The sequence below is a fragment of the Kitasatospora sp. NPDC048239 genome (assembly GCF_043202015.1).
GTDB lineage: Bacteria > Actinomycetota > Actinomycetes > Streptomycetales > Streptomycetaceae > Kitasatospora.
Map to the genome: position 1 here is coordinate 579,606 of NZ_JBICZP010000003.1, position 16,170 is coordinate 595,775.

The 16,170-nt window shown below is 72.9% G+C and carries 19 protein-coding genes; 8 read left to right on the forward strand and 11 right to left on the reverse strand.

The genetic code is table 11. The annotated features are described in order from the left end of the window. Positions 1 to 17: 17 nt before the first annotated feature. Positions 18 to 761, forward strand: a complete 744-nt coding sequence (locus tag ACGFZP_RS10415) for a MerR family transcriptional regulator (protein ID WP_392930685.1) — start codon at positions 18 to 20, stop codon at positions 759 to 761. A 231-nt stretch (positions 762 to 992) separates the two neighbouring features. Here the strand turns inward: ACGFZP_RS10415 and ACGFZP_RS10420 are convergent, their stop codons facing one another. Together ACGFZP_RS10420 and ACGFZP_RS10425 are read right to left on the reverse strand one after the other, a co-directional pair. After that, positions 993 to 2,816 (reverse strand): serine/threonine-protein kinase, encoded by a 1,824-nt coding sequence (locus ACGFZP_RS10420; RefSeq protein WP_392930687.1) that lies wholly within the window; start codon positions 2,814 to 2,816, stop codon positions 993 to 995. 287 nt (positions 2,817 to 3,103) lie between these two features. After that, a complete protein-coding gene (locus tag ACGFZP_RS10425; RefSeq protein WP_392930689.1) occupies positions 3,104 to 4,024 on the reverse strand; it encodes an NAD-dependent epimerase/dehydratase family protein in 921 nt (306 codons plus the stop codon). Positions 4,025 to 4,135: 111 nt separating this feature from the next. Here ACGFZP_RS10425 and ACGFZP_RS10430 point away from each other — a divergent pair, with 111 nt between their 5' ends. Further along, entirely contained in the window at positions 4,136 to 5,122 is a 987-nt protein-coding gene (locus tag ACGFZP_RS10430; protein WP_392930691.1) for a GlxA family transcriptional regulator, read from the forward strand. Positions 5,123 to 5,228: 106 nt separating this feature from the next. On the opposite strand, the gene ACGFZP_RS10435 is transcribed toward ACGFZP_RS10430, so the two are convergent. Beyond that, positions 5,229 to 6,206, reverse strand: a complete 978-nt coding sequence (locus tag ACGFZP_RS10435; protein WP_392930693.1) for an SDR family NAD(P)-dependent oxidoreductase — start codon at positions 6,204 to 6,206, stop codon at positions 5,229 to 5,231. 155 nt (positions 6,207 to 6,361) lie between these two features. Here ACGFZP_RS10435 and ACGFZP_RS10440 point away from each other — a divergent pair, with 155 nt between their 5' ends. Continuing rightward, entirely contained in the window at positions 6,362 to 7,543 is a 1,182-nt protein-coding gene (locus tag ACGFZP_RS10440; RefSeq protein ID WP_392930695.1) for a sensor histidine kinase, read from the forward strand. After that, positions 7,540 to 8,226 carry a response regulator gene (locus ACGFZP_RS10445; RefSeq protein WP_392930697.1) on the forward strand — a complete coding sequence of 229 codons (687 nt, stop codon included), beginning with the start codon at positions 7,540 to 7,542 and terminating at the stop codon, positions 8,224 to 8,226. The genes ACGFZP_RS10440 and ACGFZP_RS10445 overlap by 4 nt, the downstream gene beginning before the upstream one ends. A 69-nt stretch (positions 8,227 to 8,295) precedes the next feature. On the opposite strand, the gene ACGFZP_RS10450 is transcribed toward ACGFZP_RS10445, so the two are convergent. The 4 genes from ACGFZP_RS10450 to ACGFZP_RS10465 all read right to left on the reverse strand — a co-directional run bounded on the left by ACGFZP_RS10450 (position 8,296) and on the right by ACGFZP_RS10465 (position 10,807). Beyond that, positions 8,296 to 8,589, reverse strand: coding sequence for a hypothetical protein (locus tag ACGFZP_RS10450; protein WP_392930699.1), 294 nt, complete (start codon positions 8,587 to 8,589; stop codon positions 8,296 to 8,298). Positions 8,590 to 8,600: 11 nt separating this feature from the next. Next, positions 8,601 to 9,188: an RNA polymerase sigma factor gene (locus tag ACGFZP_RS10455; RefSeq protein WP_392930701.1), complete on the reverse strand. Its 588-nt coding sequence runs from the start codon at positions 9,186 to 9,188 to the stop codon at positions 8,601 to 8,603. A gap of 29 nt (positions 9,189 to 9,217) precedes the next feature. Next, positions 9,218 to 9,307, reverse strand: coding sequence for an LPXTG cell wall anchor domain-containing protein (locus ACGFZP_RS10460; RefSeq protein ID WP_392930702.1), 90 nt, complete (start codon positions 9,305 to 9,307; stop codon positions 9,218 to 9,220). A gap of 222 nt (positions 9,308 to 9,529) precedes the next feature. Continuing rightward, positions 9,530 to 10,807, reverse strand: a complete 1,278-nt coding sequence (locus ACGFZP_RS10465) for an MFS transporter (protein ID WP_392930703.1) — start codon at positions 10,805 to 10,807, stop codon at positions 9,530 to 9,532. Between the two features lie 137 nt (positions 10,808 to 10,944). Between ACGFZP_RS10465 and ACGFZP_RS10470 the strand changes: the two genes are divergently transcribed. The 3 genes from ACGFZP_RS10470 to ACGFZP_RS10480 all read left to right on the forward strand — a co-directional run bounded on the left by ACGFZP_RS10470 (position 10,945) and on the right by ACGFZP_RS10480 (position 13,809). Next, entirely contained in the window at positions 10,945 to 11,931 is a 987-nt protein-coding gene (locus ACGFZP_RS10470) for a DUF5937 family protein (RefSeq protein WP_392930705.1), read from the forward strand. A gap of 448 nt (positions 11,932 to 12,379) precedes the next feature. After that, positions 12,380 to 13,576, forward strand: a complete 1,197-nt coding sequence (locus ACGFZP_RS10475) for a PP2C family protein-serine/threonine phosphatase (protein WP_392930707.1) — start codon at positions 12,380 to 12,382, stop codon at positions 13,574 to 13,576. After that, positions 13,567 to 13,809: a hypothetical protein gene (locus ACGFZP_RS10480; protein WP_392930709.1), complete on the forward strand. Its 243-nt coding sequence runs from the start codon at positions 13,567 to 13,569 to the stop codon at positions 13,807 to 13,809. The genes ACGFZP_RS10475 and ACGFZP_RS10480 overlap by 10 nt, the downstream gene beginning before the upstream one ends. On the opposite strand, the gene ACGFZP_RS10485 is transcribed toward ACGFZP_RS10480, so the two are convergent. From ACGFZP_RS10485 to ACGFZP_RS10495, 3 genes are all read right to left on the reverse strand, one after another. Continuing rightward, positions 13,782 to 14,441, reverse strand: coding sequence for a DUF5994 family protein (locus ACGFZP_RS10485; RefSeq protein WP_392930711.1), 660 nt, complete (start codon positions 14,439 to 14,441; stop codon positions 13,782 to 13,784). The two genes, ACGFZP_RS10480 and ACGFZP_RS10485, sit on opposite strands and share 28 nt — an antisense overlap. Before the next feature lie 146 nt (positions 14,442 to 14,587). After that, positions 14,588 to 14,755, reverse strand: coding sequence for a hypothetical protein (locus tag ACGFZP_RS10490; protein ID WP_392930712.1), 168 nt, complete (start codon positions 14,753 to 14,755; stop codon positions 14,588 to 14,590). A 31-nt stretch (positions 14,756 to 14,786) separates the two neighbouring features. Next, a complete protein-coding gene (locus ACGFZP_RS10495; RefSeq protein WP_392930713.1) occupies positions 14,787 to 15,143 on the reverse strand; it encodes a PRC-barrel domain-containing protein in 357 nt (118 codons plus the stop codon). A gap of 125 nt (positions 15,144 to 15,268) precedes the next feature. Here ACGFZP_RS10495 and ACGFZP_RS10500 point away from each other — a divergent pair, with 125 nt between their 5' ends. Then, positions 15,269 to 15,520 carry a hypothetical protein gene (locus ACGFZP_RS10500; RefSeq protein ID WP_392930715.1) on the forward strand — a complete coding sequence of 84 codons (252 nt, stop codon included), beginning with the start codon at positions 15,269 to 15,271 and terminating at the stop codon, positions 15,518 to 15,520. Positions 15,521 to 15,561: 41 nt separating this feature from the next. On the opposite strand, the gene ACGFZP_RS10505 is transcribed toward ACGFZP_RS10500, so the two are convergent. Next, the gene (locus ACGFZP_RS10505) at positions 15,562 to 16,140 is read right to left on the reverse strand and encodes a DUF5994 family protein (RefSeq protein WP_392930717.1); all 579 of its coding nucleotides are present in this window, start codon (positions 16,138 to 16,140) and stop codon (positions 15,562 to 15,564) included. Positions 16,141 to 16,170 lie beyond the last annotated feature (30 nt).

Here is a 16,170-nt window from a genome sequence, read left to right on the forward strand (position 1 = left end):
GCTTCGGGGGATCGAGCGTGTTGACGATCGGCCAGGTCGCGGCCTATCTGGGCGTGACGGTGCGGGCGGTCCGCCACTACCACCAGAAGGGCCTGTTGCCCGAGCCGGAGCGCGACGTCTCGGGCTACCGGCGGTACGGGGCCGACGCGGTCGTCACCCTGGTGCGGATCAGGACGCTGTCGGACGCCGGCGTCCCGCTGGCGCGGATCGAGGAGCTGATGGGGGCCTCGCCCGCGCGGTTCTCCGAGTCGGTCGCGGCGATCGACGACGACTTGAAGCAGCAGATCAGGGAGTTGAAGCGGCGCCGCAGCCGCATCGCCGAACTCACCGGCGGCGACCGCCTGTTCCTGCCGGAGGAGGTCGTGGTCCTGCTGGACCGCCTCCAGGAGATCGGCCTCAGCCCGGCGACGGTCCGCACGGAACGCGACACCTGGATCCTGCTCGTGGCGCAGTACCCCGACCAGGTGCCGGGGTGGGCGCTGCAGAAGCAGGCGATGTTCGAGGACCCGGCGTTCCAGCGGCTCTACCTGACCTGCGACCAGGCCGCCGACTGGGACCGCGACGACCCGCGGCTGGAGGCCCTCGCGGACGACGTGAACGACTTCGGCGGCCTCCGGGCACCGGACTCGGACGGTGCCGAGCCCATCCTGGCGCTCGACGCCCTGGTCGCCGTCACACTCATGGCCGCCCAGACCGGAAAGCCGGTGCCCGCCTGGGAACGGCTGATCGACCTCTGCCGGGCCCGGGCCCGGGCGGCCTGACCCGCTTCACGTCGCCCGGTCCGGCCCGAGCCCCTCCAAGGGCGCAGCGCAGGCCGGCGTCCCAGGGGCGGGGAACCGCCGGGCCGTCTGCACGATCGGGGGTGGCCGACTGATCGTTTGGGGCATGGCACCCGACAACCGCCGCGACGTCTACCGCTACCTGTAGCCGCCGGGCCGCGTGCCCGGCGGTGTCCTGTCGGTCCGCGTACGGCGCGCCCGCCCGGCCGCGCCTCAGCCCTTCTTCCGCAGCACCAGGTACTGGTCCGGCTTGAGCAGGTCCATGCTGTAGCGGAGGGTGCCGTCCGGCTGCATCGTGATCACCCGGTAGACCGACCGGTCGGCGACGCACTTCTCACCGGCCGAGGTGCCGGTCATCCGGGACGCGTAGGAGACCTTGGTCTCGTCGGCGTCGGTGAGCGTCCACGCGCCCTCGCACCAGGTGCCGGTCTTCGGTGTCTCGGCGCGGATCCTGCTCTTCTCCTCGCTCTTCGCCGACTGGGCGATGGTCAGGGTGAGAGTGGTGACGTCCCCGTTGGCAGCCATGAGCTCGCCGACCCACGTCCCGAGGAACTTCGCGGGGACGATGCCCGGCCCCGGGTCCGTGGGGGCCGCGCCGGGCTCGGAGCTCTCGTCGGACGGGTCGGAGCCGTCACCGGTCGACTCGGGGCTCTTCGAAGCCGGGGCGGTCGGTGCCGTCCTGTCCCCGGCCGGGGCGGTCGGTGCGGGGCCGGACGCGTCGGCCTGTCGGCCGTTGTCCCGCAGCCGCTCGATCAGCAGGTAGCCGCCGCCCAGCAGCAATGCGACGGCCAGTACGGCCGCCAGGACGCCGTACCCCCGCCGGTCGCGTGGCCGCTGAGGGTACGGCCCGTAGCCCGGCACCGGCACCGGCGGCTGCGTCGGGAGCGGGGTCGGGGGCGGCGTCGGCGAGTACGGGCCGACCGGCCCGACGGTCGGTGGGCCGAAACCCGGTGGGGCCGGCGGCCCGAACCCGGGCACCCCGGTCACCCCGCCGCCCGGTGCGGCGTTCGCCGCCTCGGCCGCTCGCGCGGCCCTCGCCGTCTCGGCAACCGTCCGGCCCCCGGTGGGAGCCCAGGCCTCGGCGGCCGGCGCCTCCGGAGCCGGCGCGGCCGTCCCCTCCCCGGACCCTCGTTCCCCCTCCAGGTCCAGCAGTTGCACGGCACTGCGCCCGACCGCCGCCGCCAGTGCCGACGGCAGCCAGTCCCCGTGTCCGAGCCGGGCGGCCGCCGAGCCGTCGCCTTCCAGGCGGGCCCGCAACTGCTCGGGGGTCGGCCGGGCGGCCGGGTCCTTGGCCAGGCAGCCACGGACGATGGAGTACAGCGGGTCGGCCAGCCCGGAGAGGTCCGGCTCCTCGTGCAGCACCCGGTAGAGCAGGATGGGCGCGCTCACCCCGGAGCCGAACGGCATCGTGCCCGTCGCCGCGTACGCGAGCACCGCGCCGAGCGAGAAGACGTCGCCGGCGGGCCCGGCGGGCAGCCCGTTCGCCTGCTCCGGCGACATGAAGCCCGGCGAGCCGAACACCTGGCCGGACCGGGTGAGCATGGTGGCGGCGTCCAGCGCGCGGGCGATGCCGAAGTCGATCAGCCGCGGCCCGTCCAGGGTGAGCAGCACGTTGGACGGCTTGACGTCCCGGTGCACCAGCCCGAGGCCGTGCACGTGGGCGAGCGCCTCGGCGAGTCCGACGCCGAGGGTTCGCACGGCCGGTTCGGGCAGCGGTCCGAACTCCCGTACGGCGGCGCCGAGCGCGGGCCCGGCGATGTAGCCGGTGGCCACCCACGGGTGCTCGCCCTCGGTGTCCGCGTCCAGCACCGGTGCCGTCCAGGCCCCGCCGACCAGACGGGCGGCGGTGACCTCCTGACGGAACCGGGCGCGGAACTCGGAATCCCCGGCCAGGTCGCGACGGACCACCTTGACGGCGACGGTCCGCCCGCCCGCCGTCCGGCCGAGGTAGACCCGGCCCATCCCGCCAGCCCCGAGCTGTCGCAGTAAGCGGTACTCGCCCACCTGCCGCGGATCGTCCGCTTCCAGCGGCTGCATGCCCACGCTCCCCTCGACCCCCGGCGCGGCCGTCCCCGCCTCACACGTCCCGCTCAGACGCTATCGGTCCGGGACCACCCGTGGGATGAGATCGCGGTCACGGAATCATCATCAGATGATCATAACGCGCCCGGCTCCTGCCGACGTCGCCCTGTGTACCGATCGGGTGAACGGCGTGGACGGCTGGATGGTTCTGAACTGGTTTCTGACCTCGGAAGCAGACCTGGCGCTGCGGCGCCGGCTGACACCTGTCGCTTCCGCGGCGGGCAGTCGGCCAGGCGTCGGACTCATGCCCGGCGATCTGCGGCCATCTCGTCCAGGACCGCCGCAACCGGCGTCGGAGTCAGGTCCAGGATCGCCGCCGTGTCCGCCGCGTCGAGGAGGCCGGGGCGGTCGTACAGGTACAGCATCTCCGGGAACTCGGCCATGACGGAGTCGGTCCGTCCGATCGCCTCCAGGTCGGCCCTCGTCAGGTGTGCCAGGTCGGGAGCGGGCGCACCGGCTGCCAGGGCCAGGTCCGCGGCCAGCTCGCGAACCGGGGCCTGGGAGGTGGACGGCACGTGCCAGGCGCGGCCCCAGGACCGCTCGTTCCGGGCGGCGGCGACCAGCGTGCGCGCCGCGTCGCCGGTGTAGGTCCAGCTGTGCGGGGCGTCGAGATCTCCCGGGTACGCGACGGGCGCGCCGCTCAACACCTGGGCCCCCACCATGAGCGTGAAGGGCGAGTAGGCGCCCGCGCCCAGGTAGTCGCTCGCCCGGACCTCGGTCACCCGCACCCGGCCCGCATCGTGTGCGGCGAGTGCGTCGAGCCACATCCGGGCCCGGACGTGCCCCTTGACGCTGTTGGGCACCATCGGGAGGTCCTCGGTGACGGGCCCGTCGACGAGCCCGTAGCCGTAGGTGTTGCCGAGCATCACGTAGTCCGCCCCGCTGCGTTCCGCGGCGGCCAGCAGCGATGCGGCCAGCGGCGGGAACTCGGACGGCCACCGGTCGTAGGCCGGCATGGCGCAGTTGAACAGGACCGCCGCCCCGGCGGTCAGCTCGGTCAGCCGGCCGGTATCGGCGGCGTCGGCGGCCACCCGTTCGATCCGCTCGTGCCGCGGTCCGCCGCCCCGGCGGGTGACGAGCCGGACCTGTTCACCGGCGTCCGCCAACAGGCGCGCCGCGGCCGATCCCGTGGCTCCGGCTCCAACGATGACGTGCAATGGCACGGGTACTCCCTGGTCGAAGAGATGGGGCTGGCCGCCCCGACGGCTCTACCCTCCGCCACGGGTGATCCGTAAGGTAGTGGCCCGAATGCCAAAGATCCGGAGGTTCGGGCCATGCACCGGGTTGCCGTCATCGCCGTCCCCCCTGCGACCACCTTCGACCTGTCCATCCCGGAGCTCGTCCTCGGCGAGACGGTCGTCGACGGCCGCCCCGGCTACCGGGTCCGCGTCTGCACCGCCCGACCCGGTCCCCTCGCCACCGGCGGGAGCCTGCAGGTCGGCGTCCCGCACGGGCTGGAGGCCGTCGACGACGCCGACACCGTCATCGTGACCGGGACCAGTGCCCGCGAGGACATCGACCCGCGTGTCCTCGCGGCACTGCGCCGCGCGTCGGCCGAGGGGAAGCGCGTCGCCTCGATCTGCACCGGGGCTTTCGTCCTCGCCCAGGCCGGACTGCTCGACGGACGTAGTGCCACCACCTACTGGGCCATGTCCGAGGAGTTCTCCACGCGCTTCCCCGCGGTCGAGCTGCGGCCCGACGTCCTGTACGTCGACGACGGCAACGTCCTGACCTCCGCCGGGCTGTCCGCGGGTATCGACCTGTGCCTGCACCTCGTACGGACCGACTACGGCGCCGTGGCGGCCAACGCCGTCGCCAGGCTGGTGGTGGCGGCGCCGGTGCGGCCGGGCGGGCAGGCGCAGTTCATCGCGACCCCGCTGCCACCCGAGACGGGCACCTCGCTGGCCGCGACCCGCGCGTGGGCGCTCGACCGCCTGCACGCACCGCTCACCCGTGCCGGCCTCGCCGCTCACGCGGCAGTCAGCGTCCGCACCCTGACCCGCAGGTTCCACGACGAAACCGGACTGAGCCCGCTGCAGTGGCTCCTCCACCAGCGCGTGATCCGCGCACAGGAGCTCCTGGAGGCGACCGACCTGCCGATGGACCAGGTGGCCGGGCTCAGCGGCCTCGCCACCACCGACTCCCTGCGCCAGCACCTGTGGAGGCGGACCGGCCTGACCCCCAGCGCCTATCGCACCGCGTTCACCCGGCACCCGGAGCCGGGAAATGCCGCCGGGACCACTGCCCGATCGCCGAAATGACCGGCGGAAACGGCCGCACCGGGGGTCGCGGCCCGTGCTCCCGTGTGCATCGGAAGGCTCCTGCCGTTACGGGCACACCGGATCGACCGACGAGTCCACCGCGTCCTCAGCCGCGGCTCGGCTGGACCATCTTCCGGCCGGCGGTGCTTCCGCCGTCCACCGCGACCGAGGCGCCCGTCATGTAGGGAAAGTCGTCGGACGCGAGCCCGAGCACGGCGCGCGCGATCTCCTCGGCCTCGGCCATCCGCTCCAGGCCGTCGATGTTGAGCGGGCCGAACGCCTTCCTGTACGCCGCCCAGGCCTCGTCCGGGATGCCGGGCGGGCGGACGAAGGGGGTGTCGGTGGTGCCGGGCAGCAGGGCGTTGACCCTGATGCCCCGGGTCCCGTAGGCGAGCGCGGCCGCCTTCACGATGCCCTGCACCGCCCGCTTGCTCGCGGTGTACGCGGCGCTGGTCGGCCGGGCCTGGTCGGCCGCCGAGGAGGAGGTGCAGACGATGACGCCGTGCCCGGCCTTGAGCATGTACGGGACCTGGTACTTGACGGCGAGGAAGACGCCCCGGGCGTTGGTGGCGTGGACGTCGTCCCACTCCTCGACGCTCAGCTCGTGCGGCAGCCGGCCGCTGCCGATCCCCGCGTTGTTGAAGGCCACGTCGATGCCGCCGTAGCGGCTCGCGACCCGGTCCGTGAAGTTCTGCAGCTGGTCGGCCACCCGCACATCGGCCTGGATGTAGGTGGCCTCGCCGCCCGCGTCCCGGATCTCCCGTTCCACCTGGCGCCCCAACTCGGCCCGCCTGCCGCAGAATCCGACATGGGCGCCGGCCGCCGCGAAGGCACGGGCGGTGGCCCTGCCGATACCCGAGGTGCCGCCCGTGATGAGCACCGACTTCCCCTGGAACCGCCCGTCCTTGGCGCGCGACCCGCCCTGGGCGGCGCTCGCCGCGGGTGCGCCCGCGCCGAGGACCGAGCCCGCCACCACCCCGAGGGCGGCCGCGCCGCCGAGGAGGGAACGCCGGTGCAGGGAACCGGCGTTCCCGTTGCCGTTCGTCTTCTCGTTCCCGTTCATCCCGTTCCCGTTCGTATCCATGGCGACCACACTCGCAGTCCGGACCGGGTGTCCGGCTCCTCCCGCGGGCCGGTCATCGCGGCCGGTGGGAGGAGGCGCCTCCTCCCACCGCAGGACCCGGGGCGCAGCGGCACCCGCCTATCGTGAAGCGCGTGAATCGATCAGGGATTGAGCTCGTGTTCGATCAACGGTTCGCCGCCGTGAGGGCGGTGGTACTGGTCGGCGTGCTCGTCGGTGACCTCCTGCTGGTGCACCGGCCCGCCGGCGCCCGGGACTGGGGCCTCGCCGCGGTCGGGCTCGCGCTGTGTGCGGTCGCGGGCCGGTGGGCGTTCGGCGCGCTGCTCGCGCTGTCCGGCCTTCTCGTCGCCGCGCACGTCCTCGGCTCGGACATCGTCCCCGCGGTGAAGGTGCTGGCCGCCGTCGTCCTCTTCGAGCTGGCCCTACGGGGGTGCGGCCGACGCCCGGCGGCCGGGGCGACGGTACTGGCGCTCGCCGTCGCCGTGAACCGCCTCGCCGACCTGCCCGGCGAACTCCCCTCGGTGCTCTACAAGATGGGCATCGTGGCCGGCCTGCCGCTGCTCATGGGCGCCTACGTACGGGTCACCCGCGACGCCGCCCGCGCCGCCCGCATGCACGCGGACCAGGAGAAGGCCCGGGCCGGTCAGCGGCTGCTGGCCGCCCGCGCCGTGGAACGCACGGCCATCGCACGCGAGTTGCACGATCTGGTGGCCCACCACGTCTCGTCGATGGTGCTGCGCGTCGGTATCGCCCGGCACGTCATCCCCGCCACCGTCGATGCGCGGGTCGCCGAGGTCTTCGACGACCTGCACTCCAGCGGCAGCGAGGCCCTGGCCGATCTGCGGCGCCTGGTGGCCGTCCTGCGTGACCCGGACAGCGTCGCGGGAGCCGGGACGGCCTCCGCCCTGGTCACGCCCGGGGCGCTGCCGACCGTGCTGGAGTCGGTGCTGGAAGGCAGCCGCCGCACTGGTCTGGCCGTCACCGCGGACGTGGACCCGGCGCTCGCGCGCCTCGACGCGGTACGCGGCCTTGCCGTGCTCCGCCTGGCCCAGGAGGGCCTGGCGAACGCGGCCAAGCACGCGGGCCCCGGTACCACGGCCGAGTTGACCGTACGGGTGGCCGACGACGACGCCGTGCACCTGACGCTCCAGGACGACGGCGCGGGTCGTCCCGGACCGTCGGCCCCGGGCCCGTCGGGGCACGGGCTGATCGGCATGCGCGAACGCGTGGACCTGTTCGGCGGCCGCCTGGACGCAGGCCCGACACCCCGGGGCTGGCGGCTCGCGGCCGCACTCCCCGCCCCGCCCGCGTCCGTACGAGTCCCGGAGCAGACACCGTGATCCACATCCTGGTGGCCGACGATCAGCAGCTCGTCCGCATGGGCCTGCGCATGCTCTTCGAGCAGGCCCCGGACATCGACATCCTCGGCGAGGCGGCCAACGGCGCAGAGGCGGTGCGGCTGGCCGAGCGCCTCCGGCCGGATGTCGTCCTGATGGACCTGCGGATGCCCGTCATGGACGGCATCACCGCCACCCGCCGCATCCTGGCCGCCTGCCCCGCCGCTCGCGTGGTCGCGCTCACCACCTTCGACGACGACGATCACCTCTACCCGGCGCTTGCGGCCGGGGCCTGCGGCTTCCTGGTCAAGGACACCCCGCCGGCCGAGCTGATCGACGCCGTACGCCGGGCTGCGGACGGCGAGGCCCCGTTCAGCCGGGACGCTCTCGACCGGCTCGTCGGCCACGCCGTCGACGCCCGCGTCGGGGTGTCCCGCGGCTCTCGCGCCGAGGTCCCGGTGGCGCCCGACATCACCCCGCGCGAGCGGGAGGTGCTCGGCCTGATCGGCGGCGGCCTGTCCAACAAGGAGATCGCCGACCGCCTGCACCTGGGCGTCACCACGGTCAAGACACACGTGGCGAACCTGATGGCGAAGACGGGCCGGGACAACCGCATCCGTCTCGCCGTCCTCGCCGTCGCCACCGGCCTCACCGCGGACGGGGGGCCGTCGACCACGGTGTCCTGAGGCGACCGCGGAACGCCGAAGGCCCCGGCCCCGCCCGGGCACCACCGCGTGGATGCGGCGTCCAGGCGGCTACGGTGCCTCCCCGCCCGGACGCCGCGCCGCGGTGAGGGTGCACACACCGTCCACGCACTCGCGCTGCAGACGGCCGCGGGAGATCGTCTGCGCCAGGCCGATCGTCCAGCAGGCGGGGCAGCCGCGCAGCGGGATCAGGCCGAGCGGCGCCGCCAGCAAGACGGCCGGGCCGACCAGGGGAGTCAGGGCGATCGAGCCGATGATCAGCCCGAAGCCGACCAGGCCGCGCGCCAGGTGGCGCGGAACGGACTTGCTGGCGAAACCCGTCTCGGGCGCCGCTGGTGCCTTCATGAGCGTCACGGTCATTGTTCTCCTGCTCCTGCGACTGGTGGATCGACGACTTCATCGGGCACGGCCAAGGAGTGCCGCAGCGCCGCGCGGGCTCTGTGCAGCCGTGACTTCATCGCGGGCGTGCTCAGACCGAGCGAGCGGGCCACGGCCCTGCCGGGCAGGTTCTGCACGTCCCGCATGATCAGGACCTGCCGCTGTTCACGGGGCAGGGCACCGATCGCGGCCGCGATCCGCTCCGCCTCCAGCCTGCGCAGCACCGCCTCCTCGGCCGACGGCTCCGCACCCGCCTCCGGTTCGGCGGACGCCTCGTCGGCACGGGAGACGAGCACCCGCACCTGCCGAAGACATTCGTTGCGGACGATCCGGAACACCCATGAGGCGAGCGCCCCGGTCGCCCGCAGGGTGCCGATCTTCCGGTAGAGGATGATCAGCGCCTCCTGCGCCGCGTCCTCGGCGTCCTGCGGCGAGGCGCACAGGGACAGCGCGAACCTGCGTACATGGGGCTGCGACTCCACGACGACGGTGGTGAGCGACGTGACGTCGCCGGCCTGGGCGGCTTCGATCAGCCGCGCGTCCGGCCAGCGGAGACTCTGGTTCATATGCCCTCCTGGTATCCGGAAAGGGCTCGTCAGACGCGGCTCTTCCGGCGCCGCAACAGGTGCCAGGTGCACGCACCCACGAGCAGCGTGCCGATCACTGCGATGCCGACGATCATCATGGTTCTTCTCCTCCAGGTATCCACCGGCCTGTGCGCCGGTCACATGGATGAGAGGCCGGGTGGCCCGGAAAGGATTCACCCCCACGGTGGGCTGCCGTGCTGATCACCGAACGACGCAGGCCCGGACCGCCTTCTCGACGGCACGCTCCGGCGTGTACCGGTTCGATCGGGAGTGGCGTCAGGCCGGTGGCGGCGGGGCGTGCTCCCGGAACGGCCGTGGCCTCACCCTCGGTTCTGCTGGGGGACGGTGGTGAAGGCTCGTGCCTCGCTGTCGGCTGGTGCTGGCGCTGGTCCGGGCAGGTGGCGGGTGGTGCGGAGGGGGGAGCAGAGGATCGGGATCCAGGCCGTGGCGAGGCCGGTCGCGCCGATCCAGAGAGCGGTACGAGGGGAGGCGAACTCGCCGAGGAGGGCGGCCAGGGCGGCGCCGATGGTGAGGGAGCCGGTGAGGACCACACGCATGGTGGCGTTCATCCGGCCGAGCAGTGGGTCGGGGGTGGCGTGCTGGCGGAAGCTGACCTTGATCACGTTGTCGATGCCGACCTTGCAGGTCGTGACGAGCCAGGCCCCAGCGGCCAGCCAGAGTGCTGGGCCACGGTCGACCAGCGCGACCAGGACGCCCAGCGGAGCGACAGCCAGGCCCATCAGCCACAGCACCCGGCCCGCGCCGAAGCGGCGGGTGAGCCATCGGGCCGACAGCGAGCCGAGGAACACGCCGATCCCGCCGGTGGCGAAGAACAGACCGATCGCACTGCCGGGGAGGTCCAGCTCCCGGACGAACACCACGGGAAGCACGGTCTGGCAGAGCTGGACGGACAGGTTGGTGGCCGCCCCGGCGAGGGCGATCGGACGAAGCAGCGGGTGGCCGAACACGAACCGCAGGCCCTGGCGGACCTCACTGGCCAGGCTGCGATCGGCGCGCTGTCGCGGTTGCGGTTCGGGTTGGCGGATCCGCCGCAGGCAGGCCGCCGACCACAGGTAGCTGACCGCGTCGACGGCGACGGCCGCGGGAGCGGACAGCAGCGAGACCAGGAAGCCGCCGGCGCTTCGGCCGCCGACCTGGGTGATGGCGTCCACCGTCACCAGGTGGGAGTTGGCGTCGGTGAGCTGCTCGCGTCCGACCAGGTCGGGGAGATGGCTCTGCACGGCGACGTCGAAGAAAACCGTGGCCGCGCCCGACAACAGGGCGACCAGATAGAGCTGGTGGATGGTCAGAACGTCCAGCAGCCAGGCGGCCGGCACCGATCCGAAGAGTGCCGCCCGGGCCAGATCGGCGGCGATCATCACCGGGCGCTTCCGCATCCGGTCGATCCAGGCACCGGCCGGCAGGCCGATCAGGAGGAAGGAGAGGGTGCCCAGCATCGCCAGCAGGCCGACCTGGCCGGCTGAGGCGTGCAGGGCGAACACCGCCGCCAGCGGGAGGGCGAGCGAGTTGACCGAAGTGCCGAGCTTGCTCACCGCCGCCGCGCTGATCAGTAGCCGGAAGCCTTGGTTGCGGAGCACTGAACGGCGTGGTCCTGGTACGGGCGTGGGCAGGCCGGACTGCCGCATTCGATCGGTCGTGGTCATGGAGCGAGCCTGCGGCCCGCCCGACCCGGCGGGCGATGAATTTAGGCTGTGCTGAATCGAAAGGAAGCACCGTGCTGAACCTGGCGTTCTCCACCCGCGATCTGGCCCGTACCAGGTTCGCGCTGTCGCCTCTGTGGGAGCTGGTGGCCAGCGTCCGGATCATCAAGCACCCCGCTGAGCACCCGTTCTTCCGGCCGTGGAGCGACGAGGTCCGGCCACGGCTTGCGGCCGCGGGGCTGGAGTGGGCCCTGCTGGCCGACCTCGTCCCGCAGCCGCCGCGGCTCATACCGGTCTTCATCGCTCCACCACCCACAACCTCGGTGCCCGACATCGGACTTGAGCTCGCCGTCCTGAAATCCACCACGCCGGAGCAGCTCCGCTCGGGCCTCGGCGGTCGGCGGGCACCGCGTTCCGAGCGGATCGACGCGCTCCTGAACGATCCGCACCGCGGCCTGGCGGAACTCGCCGAGACCATGCACGCCTATTGGGAGATCGCCGTCGCCCCGTACTGGCCGCGGATGCGCTCCCTGCTGGAAGGCGACGTGCTCCGCCGAGCCAGGCTCCTCGCTGAAGGCGGCGCCCAGCGACTGCTCAACGACCTCGACCCCAAGGTGGCCTGGGACGCCGACACGCTGCACGTCCAGCACCGTCATACCCAAGGCATCCGACACCTCGGCGGGCAGGGTCTGCTCCTCGTACCGTCGGTGTTCGTCTGGCCCCGGATCTTCTCCGTGACCAGCCCGACCTGGCAGCCCGTGCTGCGTTTCCCGCCCCAGGGAGTGGCCACGCTCTGGGAACGCCGGACGAGTGCCCCACACGCCCTGGCATCGGTCCTCGGCCGCTCCAGGGCTGTGCTGGTGGCCGAACTCGCGAGCCCGGCATCGACGACCGACCTGGCCCGGCGCACCGGGATCACGGCCGGCGGTGTCTCCCAGCACCTGGCAGCACTGCGCGCCGCGGGCCTGGTGAATGCACATCGAAGCGGGCGGTACGTGCTCTACGTCCGCACCGAGGCCGCCGAAGTCCTGCTGGCGGCCGCAACCGGCCAGGGCGTGTAGGCAGCACGAAGCCCCGGGCCGCTGTGCGCTGTGCGGTCCGGGCCTTCGTGCTGCCATGGCTGGCAGAGGCGGAGGATACGAGATTCGAACTCGTGAGGGATTGCCCCAAACACGCTTTCCAATTCTCCTCCCGAGCGCTGTCCGCCAGCACTCGCACCGGTTCTGACCTGCGGCGAAGTGTCTGGTTGAGCGGCGGTTGAACGCGGCCGTACGGGGGTGAATGAGACCAGAACGGAGACCGGGATCGGCGTCTGCGCAGCGCATCGGGGTCGTGCCCACGGTCTGCAGGGCCGATTTCTCGGAGGCGTCGCCCCGCGGGGAGGGGCGTGACCGGGGGCGGAATGCGTCGCCGTCGGGCGTAATGGAAGGACCGGCCCGGTGAACCGCACCGGAGTGCCGGGGTTGATCGCGCCCGTGCCGACTCGTACGGGACAGGAAGGATCCGTCGGTGGGCAGGGACGGCGAGCGGCGCCCGGACCGGTCGGAGGGGTTCGGCGAACACCTGCTGGGCGCGCTGCTCGACCAGGCCCACGAGCTTCCGCCCCAGCTGATCGCTCCGTTGGTCGCCGACGCGGTGCGTGGGTTCGGCGGCCGTGACCCGGTGCTCCTGCTGCAGGACTACGGGCAGCTGGTGCTGGTCCCGCTGTCCGGCCGGGGGCTGGCCGCCGGGGAGCCGGTGCCGATCGACGGCTCGCCCGCAGGCGCGGCTTTTCTGCGTGCTGTCTCCGTCGAGGTGCCGCAGGGCGACGGGGTGCGGGTGTACCTGCCGTTGCTGGACGGCGGGGACGAGGTGGGAGTGCTGGCACTCACGCTGGACGACGTCGATGGCGACGACCGGCGGCTCCTGCGGCGCTTCGCCTCCCTGGTCGCGGATCTGCTGGTCACCAAGAGCGGCTACACCGACCGGATCTTTCAGGCCCGGCGCCTCCAGCCAATGAGCGTGGCCGCGGAGATCCAGTGGTCACTGCTGCCTCCGCTGGCGATGACCGCCCCGCGGGTCGCCGTGGCCGGCATCCTCGAACCCGCCTACCAGGTGGCCGGCGACAGCTTCGACTACGCGCTGAACGACGACCTACTGCACGTGGCCACGATCGACGCCATGGGCCACGGGCTGGACGCCGCTGCCATGGCGACCGTGGCCATCGGCGCGTACCGGCACGCCAGGCGAGCCGACATCGGACTGGCCGAGATCTACGCGTTCATGGACCGGGCCATCGCGGAGCAGTTCGGGCCGGACCACTTCGTCACCGCGCAGATGATGCGCCTCAACACCGTCAGAGGCCACCTGCAGTGGGTCAACGCCGGCCATCCACGTCCGCTGCTGATCCGCGACCACGTCGTCGTCGAGCGGCTGGAGAGCGTCACCACTCTGCCGGTCGGGTTCGGCGGCGAGGAGCCGGTGATCAGTGAGCGGGTGCTGCGGCACGGTGACCGGGTCCTGTGCTTCACCGACGGCCTGGTCGAGGAGCGCGAGGCCGGCGGGGAACAGTTCGGGGAGGATCAGCTCATCGACTGGGTCAACCGCGTCGAGCGTTCGCAGGAGGGGGTGCGGGCCGTGGTGCGGGCGCTCTCCCACGTGCTGAAGGAGAAGCGGGGCGGGCACACGAGCGACGACGCCACCCTGTTCCTGATCGAGTGGCGCTGAGAGCGGCACCCCGCCGCTGCTCTCCGCCGGCGGAGCCGTCGAGTGGGCCGCTGGACCTGCGGTACGAGGACGGCGCGGACGGCGTCACCTTCGAGTGCGACCTGCACTCCAGCGGGGCGCTTCGTGTCCTGCGGGTCTTCGAGGACACCCCGCACCGGATCGAGGCGTGCGTCGGCCCCGGAGCGTGGCTCCAGGTCATGGGTACCTACCTGCGAAGCGGCTCCGAGCACTGACGGCGGTCCGCCGGGAGCGCAGGAGCGACGGATCGGACGGCGGCGTCACCAGTGGTCGGCGTCACCGCCGGTCGGCCGCGGGCCCGAGGCGGAGCGCCGGGGGGCGACGGGCCGCCCGACCGGGCGGAGCTCCAGGCCGAGACCGAGGGGTCGCGTACGGGCCAGACGATCCCCCGCTGGTCGGGTACCTTCGCGGACGGCTCGTCGGCGAGCAGCTCGCTCGCGGTCCTGGTGTTCGCGGGATCGGCGGCCTCGGCCATCAGCCGGGCGGCAGCGACGGCCCCCGTCCGCGGCGGGACGACCAGCAGGGTCAGCCGGCGGGCAAGGTGCGAGCGGACCGAGATCGTGTGCCGGTCCTGCACAGCGGTGAAACTGCTCGCGTGGACGGTGTGGCCCGCGACCGGGATCCGACGGGGGACGGTCAACCACTGGGCGGGGTTCACGGTGATCCTGGCGACCCGGCCCCACCGCGTGTCCAGTTCGCCGACCAGGGCGGGGAGTTCGAAAGGAAGGTCGTCCGATCGGGGCCACCACGCCCCGTCCAGCCGTCCGGCTCGCGAGCCGGACGGTGCCAGGCACAACCGCAGGGCGGGTTCGGGACCGGCAAGGGTCGCGCCGTCGATCACAGTCATGATCAAGGACCCGTCTCCGAACCTGACCGGTGCCACGCCCGGGATTGCCGTTCGCCGGAGACGACGCCAGTGTCCGGTGCCGGCATGCGGGGTGCCTTCGGTGATGCCCAGGCTACTCCCGGTCCGGCCCGGACCCGGCACGGTACTCAGCGGTTCACGGACCGGCCCCCGCGCCGGAACCGGACGGCGGAGAGTATCAGCGCGACGATCAGTACGGCGATGCCGATGAACAGCAGGTACTCCAGGCCCTCGGCGACGACACCGACCAGTCCGAGCACGATCGCCACGATGACGAGCAACAGCACCAGTGCCATCGTCGGCCTCCTTCATGGTCCGGAGGGGCTCCTAGCGGCGGGCCAGGCGGCGCTCCCCGCCCGTGCCCGGTGCGTAGGTCAGGCCGTAGTGGGCGAAGACCGCTGCCTCGTCCCCGGCGGGGAGTTCGCCGTCGGTGTCGATGCCCGGGGCGTGTTTCACCTGGCTCTTGAGCAGGGGGACCTTCAGGTAGCCGGGACCTACCGTCGCGTCGGACAGTGGGACGAACACCAGGCGGCGGCGGGTGGGCAGGCCGACCGTGACCGTGGCGAAGGACGGCTGATCGGTCGCGGTGTCCACGTAGACGGACTCCAGCGTGCCGATCTTGTGCCCGCCGGCGTCGACCACGTCATGGCCGCGCCACTCCCGGATGTCGCCGGCCTCGAACATCGGCCACCTCCTCCGCTCCAGGTTCCATCGTGGCACCGGAGCTGCCGGCCGACATCCCCGGTCGCCCTCCGCCCGCCCGCCTCGTACGGTCGTGTCAGGGCAGGAGCGTTGTCAAGGAGGGCACGATGCAGCGCTACCGGTGGATTCTGGAGACCCAGGACGACGACGGCCGCTGGTCCCGGCAGGACGACACGGAGATGCCGAATCCGCTGGAGTACGACGGTCCGCCGCAGCGGGCGGCCAACCACCTCCGGGACGTGTTCGTTCGGACCCTCTCCCGACCCGCGCCGGGCCCCCGGGCAGTCCGGGTCCGGCTCTGGGAAGGGACCGGTATCGACGGCGAGCCCCAGGCCGCGACCGAGTGGTCACGCGAGTGACGCAGGCCCGGCCCCGGCCCGGGGCGGCTCCCGCCGGCCGCCTACGCGGTTGCCGGCCAGGAGGCGGCCCGGCTCCGGGCGAGATCGGCTCGCCGGTCGGCCTCGCCAAGCCCGGTGGAGGGTGTGACGGCCGACGGCAGGAAGTCGGAACCGGCGTCCGGCCCGGCCGCACCGGCGCTCGACTCGGCGGCGAGCAGCTCGCTCGCGGTCCTGGTGTTCGCGGGATCGGCGGCCTCGGCCATCAGCCGGGCGGCCTCGACGGCATCCGTCTGGGGCGGGACGACCAGTAGGTTCAGCCGGCGGGGGGCGTAGGAACAGACCGTGATCACGTGCAGGTCCTGTTCGATGGTGAACCACCCCGCGTGGACGGTGTGTCCAGTGACCGCTATCCGCCGGGGGATGACGGGCCACTGCGCGGGGTTCACAGTGATCCGGGTGATCCGGCCCCACCGCCCGTCGATCTCGGCGGCCAGGGCGGGGAGTTCGAGAAGAAGATCGCGCGAGCGCGGCCACCAGGCTCCGTCCAGACGGCCGGGCCGCACGCCGCTGGGCGTAAGGGAGAGCCGAGCCGTGGAATCCGTGGCGGTGGGCGTCGTCGCACGATCGAGGGTCGTGGTCATGATCAAAGGCCTGTCCCCGGGCCCGGCCGA

Coding starts and splice junctions, on each gene's coding strand:
- ACGFZP_RS10420 (WP_392930687.1), bottom strand. CDS start 2,816: ATGCAGCCGCTGGAAGCGGACGATCCGCGGCAGGTGGGCGAGTACCGC.
- ACGFZP_RS10430 (WP_392930691.1), top strand. CDS start 4,136: ATGCACCGGGTTGCCGTCATCGCCGTCCCCCCTGCGACCACCTTCGAC.
- ACGFZP_RS10435 (WP_392930693.1), bottom strand. CDS start 6,206: ATGGATACGAACGGGAACGGGATGAACGGGAACGAGAAGACGAACGGC.
- ACGFZP_RS10450 (WP_392930699.1), bottom strand. CDS start 8,589: ATGAAGGCACCAGCGGCGCCCGAGACGGGTTTCGCCAGCAAGTCCGTT.
- ACGFZP_RS10455 (WP_392930701.1), bottom strand. CDS start 9,188: ATGAACCAGAGTCTCCGCTGGCCGGACGCGCGGCTGATCGAAGCCGCC.
- ACGFZP_RS10460 (WP_392930702.1), bottom strand. CDS start 9,307: ATGATGATCGTCGGCATCGCAGTGATCGGCACGCTGCTCGTGGGTGCG.
- ACGFZP_RS10485 (WP_392930711.1), bottom strand. CDS start 14,441: ATGACTGTGATCGACGGCGCGACCCTTGCCGGTCCCGAACCCGCCCTG.
- ACGFZP_RS10490 (WP_392930712.1), bottom strand. CDS start 14,755: ATGGCACTGGTGCTGTTGCTCGTCATCGTGGCGATCGTGCTCGGACTG.
- ACGFZP_RS10495 (WP_392930713.1), bottom strand. CDS start 15,143: ATGTTCGAGGCCGGCGACATCCGGGAGTGGCGCGGCCATGACGTGGTC.
- ACGFZP_RS10500 (WP_392930715.1), top strand. CDS start 15,269: ATGCAGCGCTACCGGTGGATTCTGGAGACCCAGGACGACGACGGCCGC.
- ACGFZP_RS10505 (WP_392930717.1), bottom strand. CDS start 16,140: ATGACCACGACCCTCGATCGTGCGACGACGCCCACCGCCACGGATTCC.